At 46.8% G+C, this 10,831-nt stretch carries 7 protein-coding genes; all 7 read right to left on the bottom strand.

Annotated features, from left to right (window positions below):
* Positions 1-252 precede the first annotated feature (252 nt).
* From AB4161_RS02180 to AB4161_RS02210, 7 genes are read right to left on the bottom strand one after another with little or no spacing between them, the layout of a single operon-like run.
* Positions 253-1,218, bottom strand: a complete 966-nt coding sequence (locus tag AB4161_RS02180; protein ID WP_154723885.1) for a S49 family peptidase — start codon at positions 1,216-1,218, stop codon at positions 253-255.
* 22 nt (positions 1,219-1,240) lie between these two features.
* Positions 1,241-1,924, bottom strand: coding sequence for a DUF4400 domain-containing protein (locus tag AB4161_RS02185; protein ID WP_372082675.1), 684 nt, complete (start codon positions 1,922-1,924; stop codon positions 1,241-1,243).
* Positions 1,914-2,540 (bottom strand): hypothetical protein, encoded by a 627-nt coding sequence (locus AB4161_RS02190; RefSeq protein WP_086715022.1) that lies wholly within the window; start codon positions 2,538-2,540, stop codon positions 1,914-1,916. Before AB4161_RS02190 ends, AB4161_RS02185 begins: the two co-directional genes overlap by 11 nt.
* Positions 2,541-2,549: 9 nt before the next feature.
* The gene (gene traD / locus AB4161_RS02195; protein WP_162299038.1) at positions 2,550-4,463 is read right to left on the bottom strand and encodes a conjugative transfer system coupling protein TraD; all 1,914 of its coding nucleotides are present in this window, start codon (positions 4,461-4,463) and stop codon (positions 2,550-2,552) included.
* Positions 4,456-6,858, bottom strand: a complete 2,403-nt coding sequence (gene mobH / locus AB4161_RS02200) for a MobH family relaxase (RefSeq protein WP_372082677.1) — start codon at positions 6,856-6,858, stop codon at positions 4,456-4,458. Before mobH ends, traD begins: the two co-directional genes overlap by 8 nt.
* Complete coding sequence (locus tag AB4161_RS02205; protein WP_372082679.1) at positions 6,858-7,652, bottom strand: hypothetical protein; 795 nt, start codon at positions 7,650-7,652, stop codon at positions 6,858-6,860. The genes mobH and AB4161_RS02205 overlap by 1 nt, the downstream gene beginning before the upstream one ends.
* A gap of 11 nt (positions 7,653-7,663) precedes the next feature.
* Positions 7,664-8,473: a hypothetical protein gene (locus tag AB4161_RS02210; RefSeq protein ID WP_136987112.1), complete on the bottom strand. Its 810-nt coding sequence runs from the start codon at positions 8,471-8,473 to the stop codon at positions 7,664-7,666.
* Positions 8,474-10,831 lie beyond the last annotated feature (2,358 nt).

Here is a 10,831-nt window from a genome sequence, read left to right on the forward strand (position 1 = left end):
AGTATATGAAGATACTTCAGTTACCCTGCTCAAATATTACTCAACAATAACATTTTATGTTATCGCATAAAGGGGTAGGCTCCTTTGCCATCACTCCACCACCTGCGTGAATATTGTCTTTGAACGACATTGAAAGCACGCTCTTCGCAATCATGTCATCCATTTCACTTGATATTCAGGGAGAGTGACATCACAGAAGCAATCCTGATGTCACTTTCCCTGACAAGTGCCAGCTCTTAACCAGCATGACGTCTATTTCAATTCCAGCTCGGTATCTGCACGCAGCTTGATGGCGGTTTTAACCAGAACTTCTGCCCAAAAGTCCGAGCTCAGAATCTTCATCATGCTGAATTTAGCTTTGGTGTAGTTCTGTATGTCCGTGACTTGGTATTCATCTCTTAGTCCTTCACGGATCTCGAAATGCGTTTTCACTTCGTCTGCAAAGCCTATATCGACAGCTTCAGCCCCGGTCCAGATGTAACCGGTAAAGATGTCCGGGTTATCCGTCATCAATTTCTCGCCTCTACCTTCAATCAAGGCATCTTTAAATTCTTCGAACAGCGGCTGGAGGACATGCGTCTCAATGTGCTTTGTTGCTTCTGGGTTTTCAGGTAAAAATGGGTCCAAAAGCGCTTTGTTTCTACCCGCCGTGTACGTTCGTCTTTGAACTTGAACTTGTTCAATGAGTTTGTCGAACCCCCATGTATCCATTCGTACCCCGACACTGCCAATCAATGAATTTCTATGTGCATACACCTTGTCAGCGGAAGAGCTGATGTATAAACACGCAGAAGCACACATTTCTCCTATCGAAAAATAGACCGGCTTATTTGTCGTTTCTCTCATGGACATTAAGGTGCGATGTAAAATCTCTGCCTGCACGGGACTCCCACCAGGTGAATTGGCTTCGATTAAAATCGCGTGCGCGAGAGGGTCTTTCATTGCTTTCCTGATGCTTTCTGAAAGTATGGTGCCGTCAGCGGTAGGGCTGCCTCTTTCTACCGCTCCCTCCAGTTGTATGAGCGCTATGTGCGGAACCGGCATGTTGAAATAGTGACTTCGGTATATGGTTTGACCGACCGCGAACAACACACCAAAAACAATGAAACCAACCTTAATCCGATTTAGGTTGTGAATAGACCGGTATCGCTGCGTAAACTCTTTGAGGTTTTCTCTCAATGACTTTGGTTCTTGATTCTTCTTTTTAAATATCCGCATGTTATTGATTACCTATGTCTGTTTAAAAGCGTTGGAATTCACGCATGATCGTGGTGGTTAATAGGATGCATAAACCAATGAAAAATAGGGGTAAATATCGCCAGAATCCGCCATCAATGATGGGGACAACAAGGAAGACCCATAGTGAAAAGAGAATGATGAATATCATGCGAAAGGCCATTGCCGCTATTTTCACGTTGTGCTGTGTAAAGGCGTAGATTCGCTTACGATATTCGTAGTAAGAATCACTCATGAACGCGAAGATAAGCACCCCGCCTAAAAGAAGCCATTCCATGAGTACGTTCAGTCGAAGTATGCTGCGATACCACCACATCTTTGTGTTATCCACCAGCCGCTCTGATATGCCTGCAATATAGACCCCGGACCCATTTGTTTTTTCAGGTTTGATATAAAATCTATCAATGACATTGGAGATGCCCGTATCGACCATCGTCGTCTGGTATTGACCGTTTACACGGTCGAACACTATTTCTGATTGCTCTTCGGTCATTGTCGACTGAACAATGGACACCTCATCGATGACGTCGGCTCTAAATTGCTCCGCTGACATACCAAACCAGCAATACAACAAAGAAAAGAACCAGATCATAAACCCCAGTCTTACCCACGGGTTTAGTATCGAGACACCATCACCGAGTAGGGCTTTGTTACCTTCGTCGATAAAAGATTGGGTATCATGCGCCATGAGCAGCCTCCAATATCTTTTCAGGTTTGAGTAACAGGTCTAACAAATTCACCGAGCGAGGATCTTCGAAGGCGTAGGGTGCGATACCCATTGTATTGAGTTCAGGACGACCGAAGAGTTGAGGGAGCAGTAACAGGCTCAGTTGGCGACAATGTTTCTCGCTCTCTGAGGTTAGTTTTCTGTCAATGACTTCCATGCAACATACGCGGCTGGACGTAGCAAAGTCTGAAAATGAACAGCGAATCGGGTCCCAGATTAGGTCGCAGCCTGCCTTTGTGTCTTCTGATGTGACCATGACTTTGAACAGTTCTGAGGTTCGGTCAAACACTTTCAAAAAGATGTGCTTGAAGGCGACTTCCTTGCCGTGTGTTTCATAATGCTCATCCCATGTATCGGCCATCTCTCGCAATACCACGTCAAGTAAGAGTTCTTCTTCTCCTTCATTGAAAGAAGCTGGCACAACGTCACCGAATAACCTCACTACTCGCATTTGAACCTCACCAAGAGACGGCCAAATAAACGCTTGATAATTCAATCGCTCGCTCAACTCTTTATCGATCGTTCGATTCAGATAAACGCTGGCAGTAATTTTTTTGAATTTGGTCGATACTTTCATAATATTTCCTTAACGTGGCTCTACAGGCAGGCGGAGTAGGGTTTTATTTCCATTTGAGAAGCTGCATATAGCTTGCAAATTGGGTAAGGCCGATACCATGAACGGTGGAAATAAACTGCGCTCTTCTGATGACTCACGTACACCAGAACCTGAATTGAATGAAGAGACGGAATCTTGTGTTGAGGCGCTGTTTGAAATCATCTTTTGATGCTTTCTTAGATCGGCAGCCCCCATCTTTTCTGATACATATTCACGAGTTACTTTGCCTTCACATCGCATGGCGATGGTATTGGCACACAGCTCGGTTATCCTATCGGCGGTCGCTTGCGAGGTTTTTTCTACGATGTCGGGCATGGACTGGGTACTTAAGTACAGTTCGTATTTGGATTGACGACCGACGGCGAGTAAATTCAGGATTGGATCATTAAGCGCGTTATGGGCTTCATCAACCATAAAGCAAACCTCTGGCTCTTCTCCTGTACCAAAGTTATAACGTTCAGCTGACGATGCCGCTGCAGCTGCCGACACAAGCTTCGATAAGGTGCCTGAAATCACTGGGTCTGTTAAACCGTCTGTGGCGCAGTACAGCACTCCACCTGTGTTTGATAACTCGCGTAAATTGACGACGTTCGGTTGGTTGTCCGACAAATTATTTAAATCAGGGGACAACAAAGTATCTAGAGGCGCCGAACAAAGTTGTTCCAGAATTGCATTCAATGAGCCAGTTTTGGTGCTCACTTCAGATGACTTTTTATGGAAGGCGTCAATGATCCCTGAAAGTTGAGAGCAAGGTTTGTCTTTGGCCATGACATCGGAATAATACATGATCATATTTTCAAGCCAGTCTTGCGAGCCCATGGCCTTGATGCGACCGTTCATTTGGGCTTTCCAGTCCACACCTATTTCTTGACTGAAGTACGTTTCACACGTTTTCTCTACCAGACGAACTAGACCTTCACGCAGGTAGTAATGAAGGGTACGAAGTGTGAGTCGTTCACCGATGTATTCCGCTGCCTGAGTAATTTGGTTTACACGTTCCCAACAGAATTGTTTAAAGACTTCCCCAGAAGAGCCGCCCGTTGGAATACATTCAACGACACGGGTTGCCAGTTCCGATGTTCGGTTATAGTTGGCTAGGCAATCAACAACGACAGACTCTGATGGCCGTGCGGGGGCAAAATAGTAGAACTGGTCCCCTTTACCCTGACGAACCATCTCTGCTTTCAACCCATTTCGCATTTCCGGCGTATTTTTTGGGTCGATGATGATGAGCAAGCATTTTCGCTTTGACCACAGTTTGTTTAATGCGATTAACTTTAACAACGTTGTTTTGCCAGAGCCCGGAACGCCGTAGATGATTGTGTGTGCGCGGCCTACATCATAATGCACAGTCACAGCTTTCTCGTTGCCCAAGGCCATGAGGAATGGCTCCCCACCTAATGCTTCGTTCAGATCAGGGTTATAGGGGATAAACTTCCTTAAATATAAAGGCACTTTTTGGTCGCGGCGTGCAGAAGGGAGGGCGTTGATTTTATACATATTGATGGCGTGCTCAGGCCCCCAATTAAAGCCGGTCCCTAAGTACATGCGGTCTTTGTATTTTTCTGCCTTCTTTCGAGTGTCTTCCAAAGACTCTATATCCAGTTTGTTTGAACACAATCGAGCTTGCATCTTTAGAATTGGCCATGCTTCAGAAGATCGTTTTGCGGCCATGACAAAGCTGGTGGCCATACCTAGGCCTGTCAGCATCACCGTATCGGGAGCCGGTGTCTCAGTGAATAGGTTGTACAATGCTTGATATCCACCAGCGACACTGAAAAAAGCACCCGAAGCCAGCCATGCGCGAGCTTGTTGTATCTCAAACACTTCACGGAAGTAGTCTTGAATATCGTCATACAGGGGTTTTGTCTTTGACTTAAACATCAGAAGCGACTCCATTAGCAATTAAGTTCAATTCTTTGGCGAGGTTTGAATCTAAAATTAACTTCTCTTGCTCGCTGTTAATGGTGAGCTTTCCTGCAAAGAAATCGAGGTTATCCATACGCTCCGGCCTACCATAGTCATTGAAATTTTTAATTTGATCTAAGAACAGCTTTTCGCCCACACCGAACAGCTCTGCGAAGGCTTTGACGCAACTGCTGTCCAACTTGATGTGCTCTGTCGCGTCAATGCCCAATACTTTCCCTGGCTCTATGTCATCTCCGAAGCGGTCAAAAAAGGCCATTGTATTCATTTCCATGTTGGTCATCTCTACAAGACAAAGAACCCACGTTTTGTGCGCGTAGATCGCATTTCTTGAGCTGTAGCTGACAATGGAATCACCATCGGTCCTACCATTGGATAGCGCCCATGCCATCACATAACACAAGGTTCTTAGGTCTTTATCAGACACATTTTTTAAAGCGGAAGCTCTTTGCGGTGCTTTCTGTGTTTGGGACTTACGCCCTTTAGCTGCGGTGGCTAGAGGTTTGGAAGACGGTGCCTGAACCGGTTTGTCGTCAGCTGCGTTGATGTTCATGCCATCCCATACACTAGGTGCCGCATTGTTTTCTTCCACCGACTGATTTGTTTCATTTTCGAACACGATTGTTGGCCCCCTTGTCTTTGACGGTGAGTTTGCCTTTGTGGTGTTCGTCTTAGTCGCTGCTTTTTTCGTTGCTGGCTTTTTCGTTGCTTGTGGTTTGGGTGCTGGTTTCTGCGCAGGTACGTTGTTTTGAGCAGGTGTCGCTGTTGCTGGCTTCCCATCGTTGCTCGTGTTGGCCGGTGCTGGTGCATTGATCTGCTGCGGGGTCGTTGTCGGTGATTGATTTTCAGCAGCTTGCATGAGTTCTTCAGGTGGTTTTGGTAGCCCCGGCAAATTCAACGAACGAGCCTTATTACGATTCAATTGGGAGCCTTGCTCTGGGTCCAAGTTATAAAGGGTCTGAAATGGGTTATCTTTTGGCTCGGTATAATCCAAGCTGCCTTTGGCGTCGATTGTTAAGCGTTCGCCCATGCTAGAAAATTCGATGTAACAGTCTTTAAGGTTAGGTGGGCGTAATTCACCTTCGAAGACCAAATCTGGATAACTGATACGAACGATATCAACTTGTCGCATCTTCCCTTGCTTCGCTGTAAATGTGAGCCTCACAAAGTCTGACTCTTCGTGCATCGGCTCCACAATACCTAGCTCTTCCATCTCCTGAATCACGATACCAATGTTGGATTCAATTCTGGCTAGGTGACCCGAGTTGCTAGAATTGGCGTTCATGTGGCTGATGATGTCTTGCACGCCATTTCGGTAATCGAGATATACCTCCCCATCAATGACATACATGCGAGCACCGATTTCATTGACTTTGTTCCAACGGTTTTTTCGTAAATCACGGATGGCCGAGATAATGCCGTGACTCTTACCGGCTTTACGCTGTCCGATGAGTTTGTGGAATTGGGTTCTACGATCTCGTTCGGCACTGAGCGCATCGGCACGGCGCAATGGTTTCTCGATATACCCTTCCTTACGGGCATAATTCTGCAGCGCGTCAATGATTGGTCCTGAAAGGTTATCGTTAGATTGATATAACCAGCGCTTTGCTGTGTCACTCAGAACTCTGTCTAATAACAGCACTGACAGCTTCTCATGGTAATGATTAGCACGGCGTGGATTCCAGCTAACGGTGTAGCGGTCAATACCGTATCTTTCACTGAATTCGTAAATGGTTTCAATTTGTGGGTTCCAGGTAGTATCCAGCTCTTTCCCCGAAACCCTCATGTCAGAAATGACTTTCCCTGCATCATGCAACAAACCTGTTAACCATGCGGCAAAGCGCCATCGCGGTTCTCGTAGCATCTCCTCATCTTGGAATCCGATAGCCAAAGGCCGAGAGCCCTTCGACATTCTTAAGGTCATTAAGGCAACATCTAATGAATGACGAAGTAGGCCGCCAACTTCATTGTGATGATGGTACTCACTAGCAGGCAGTAGGTGGAAAAATGAAATCACAGAACGGATCGCGTGCATGTACGTGTTCATAAAGCATGGAGTCAGGTTTTTATCTGTACCTTCGAGCATGCCTACGGCAAGGAAGGTTTCCTTAATAATGCCTCTATAAGCGAATAAAATGTCCCCCTCCGTTAAGACAGGGACACCATCTGGCGTCGGCGGGTATTTGATCATGCTTGCGACTTCTTTCTGCAAGCGTGTGATCTCCTGCTGCTGCTTCAAAATAGTTTCACTGGCGAACTCCTCATGCAACTCACCAGTTTTCAAGCGCAATTTCTCTTTTACGATAATTGCACTTTGAGTTAATTTTGATCTGACGCCATCAAACATTCGCATTAAGCTGATTCCTGTAGTGACTCATCGGATTTTTGAGTTATTACGGTTTGAATTTCTTCCGCACTCAGTGGGTCTTCGTCTTCGCCTAATATCTCAGCGCCACCAGCATGAATATCCACCGGTTCTGCTTCTTGCTCAGTTTCAGCTTCATTCAATGGAGCCGACACGTTATCTGGCTGCTCATCGGTGACCTCTTCAACCACCTCTACTGGTTTCAACTTTTGATTGATTTGTTGATTAACGCGTTGGTGTGTTGTGCCGCGACCAGTGTCTAGCGAGCGAAGTTGGTTGGTAATACGGAACACGTCGTTAGAGAAGCGCGACATCGTAGAAGCGAGTTTGATTTTCGCGTACTTGTAACGTTTTTCGTCGACATCGCCTACCATCCAAAGTACTTCCATGACCGCCATCGAGTTGTCGAACTTTCGAATGACCTGCAACACACGTTGGAAGACAGGGTGGGTCACATCGATGACGACTTTGTGGTTATCTGGTACTTCGATTTCAGGAAAAGGTACATTGCGATTTTGTTTGCGGTATTTACGCTTCACTGCATCAGCCTGTCTTGCAAACTCACCTTGACCTTCTTCCAAATGTTCAAAGTTGGTTTCAAAGATAGACACTACCGCATCACGGTTTTCATCGTTGTCTTCGGTGGACTCGTACAGCGTCGCAATTCGTTGTGTTGCGCCAACCAATTGACCGCCTTTTTGACCTAAGTAGCGGTACATTGTCTCGCTTCGACACACGATTGAAACGGGGATGTGGCGTCGCATTTGCTTAAATTCAGCCATGGTGATTCTCCTTAGAGATTGATGAGTTCTGGGTAATGGTCAGCGATGACCTTTTCTAGCTCGCCTATTTTTCGGTTGTATTCCCTGCTTAGTGGGAGCCCTCTATCTGCAATGAAAATGCTGAGTAATACGCGTCGTTCCTCTCGAAGCGTTTTATAGCGCTCCCTTAATCCGAGGTAACGTCGTGTGGGTGGACTGATGATTTTCTTAAATGCTAGGAACAGCTTTAATTCCCAATCCCTCATGTATTTTTTACATTGTGATTTGGAAAAAGGGTGGGTCAGCACTTTGTAGGGAATCTTGTTCTCTGACTTGTTCTCGTACTTCGTCGCGAACTTAGGAATTTCATAGTATTTCTCTGAATTCGGAATCTTCTTATCGGGATCAAAGTGATACGCCTTCTTTTTTGTTGTTTTGTTTAAGCGGCTCATGTCACGCATTCGAAGTTCAAAACACATCACCATCTCCCAACCGTCTCTGTCTTTGGTGTAATACTTAGTCCCAATCAGTACATGGCCTGTATTGGCGAACGTGCTTCTACGGTTGTAAGAATTGTCTTTGATAATTACATGGTTCTGTTCGAGCTGAGGTTTTCGGTAATACTTGTCAGCCAAGTCTTCCATTTCGGCTATAAGTTCACCGGCTTCGGCATAGACCGCCTTCAGTTCCATTGCATTACGTTTTAGGTTCTTGGTGATCAAACCCAATTTTAAATCTGCATGGATATCGTCTTTTTTAACCTGAACATCAGCCTCAATGTCCTCAGTAAGAACATCAAGTTCGTCTGTTTGAACGTCAAGGACATCCGCCTGTTCATGCATAAACCCTGTCTCCTTCCCAAATGGGGTATTGGTTGATACTGCATGAAATAAATCGACGTTTTTTCAAATAAGGGACGAATTTTCGCTAATAGATTTCAGAATTGCTTTCCGAATAGGGCAGGTCTGCGGGTGTTTACGTTGGTATGAACAATGGTTCAATCATGAAAGTCGTATCCACGAATTTGAATTTGTTCAGCCTAACACTTTGTCTCGCTATGACAGGGAAGGGGTACTAGACATGACCAGCGTTCGTGGAATTCAGCTGGTGACCAACGATTCGAGCTCGTGCAGTCGCTCAACTCAATTTCTCTGAATGACATTGGAACTAATGACTTTCCACCAGCTCCTCGGCTGGGAACCGGCGGATGACCAGCACCCAAGAATTTCTTCCGGCGCAGATGTCGATTCCCATGTCTTGCACTGACACGGGATGATGTGTCCCGGCACCAGCGCCGGTTTATCACCCGAGAACCTGCTGGTCACGAGTATCACCTGGGCCTCGCTGGTATGAAAATTATCAAACTCAATGTCATTGCCTGACACTGAATGCAATAAACCTGGCACCAGCTCCTCGGCTGGCCAGCGCCCTGGTGTTCGCTCCGGCGTAGATTTCTATTCCCACATCTTTGAATGACATTTCAGTTGCGAGCCAGCCACCAGCGCTCAGTTTTCTGCTGGTCATCAGGACCTCGACGTTATCTACCTCTTGGACAGGCACTGGGAGATGAACATTTCTGGGCCGAATGTACTCTTAGGCTTTTTAATCAGGCAATGACTAGCAATGGTGTCCGTGGCTTAAGAATTGTCAGTATGTATTCAGTAAGCTCAAATAGAAATTAATGGTCGGTAAGTAAACTTCCATCTTAAGCACAACCCCAACATTTTAGCCTGACTGTCGGTATTCTGATCAGGCAAGAGCGTCGGTTTTTCACCCGAGAACCTGCTGGTCACAAGTATCTCCGGGGTTCGCTGATAAAAAAAACTGAAACTCAATGTCATTGCTCGACACTGAATGCAGTAAACCCGGCACCAGCTCCTCGGCTGGGAACCGGCGGATGACTAGCACCCAGGCGCTCGCTCCGGTGTAAGTATCATTCCCTATGTCTCGCACTGACACGGGATGATGTGACGCGGCACCAGCGCCGGTCTTTCACCCGAGTGCCTGCTGGTCACCAGGCGACGCTGGTATCAGATATCTAAGTTCAAAGTCTGTGACTGACACTGAATGTTATGACCAGACACCAGCTCCTCGGCTGGGACCCCGGCGGCTGGCCAGAACCCCTTGTAGTCGTTCCCGCACAGATATCAATTCCCATGTCTCGCACTGGCACTGGGAGATGAACACTCATAGGCTTTGGTGAACGAACGGACCTTTTGCTCGGGCAGTGCGGCGCCAATTAGCTTAGGGCCTAAAACAGTCGGGCTATTCAAACTAATCAAAATCAACACGAATGACTTAAAGCTCGACCAAATCTCAAGCCTATTGAATCAACTTGGTACGACGGATTGTTAATACCAAGCTCAATATCTCTGACCGACACGGGATGTTATGACCCGGCACCGGCTCCTCGGCTGGGAACCGGGCGATGGGACTCGGCGGATGACCAGTACCCAGGCGCTCGCTCTGGCGTAGGTAACGATTCCCATGTCTTGCACTGACACGGGATGATGTGACCCGGCACCAGCTCCTCGGCTGGGAACCGGCCGATGACTAGTACCCAGGCGCTCGCTCCGGCGTAAGTATCATTTCCCCATGTCTCGCACTGACACGGGATGTTATGACGCAGCACCAGCGTCGGTTTATCTCCCGATTACCTGCTGGAGATGAATGCACGGACCGGGGCTCGCTGGTAACTAATATCCAAGTTCAATATCTCTGACCGACACTGGACGTTATGACCTGCCACCAGCTCCCTGCCTTGGAACCGGCCGATGACTAGTACCCAGGCGCTCGCTCTGGCGTGGGAATTAATCCCGCATGTCTCGCACTGACACGGGATGGCATGACGCGGCACCAGCGCCGGTCTTTTAACCGAGAATCCGCTGGTCATCGTGAGTTGAGAATCCGTCAAAGACAATTGGCTTGAACACCATTTTCTAGATTGTTTAGTAATTAATTCATATTCATTGTCACCCCGAGAAATTGAACCGTCTCGGGCAACGACTCAATCTTGGGTAGTACCGTTCGGCTTGAGATGATTTTTGGATATTTATATTTATTTTTTTGTTTTTAAGAAGGGCTGTACCGCTCAGGATTCCATTTCAATGTCTTGGTTAGACTCTTTACGGTTAGCCAGTGGTCATTGATTCACTCTCGGGCAGGGTCGAATCATATTCATGGGATGTCACGGTCGATGA

Origin of the sequence: Vibrio sp. 10N.286.51.E5 (assembly GCF_041469125.1) — a bacterium.
GTDB lineage: Bacteria > Pseudomonadota > Gammaproteobacteria > Enterobacterales > Vibrionaceae > Vibrio > Vibrio crassostreae_C.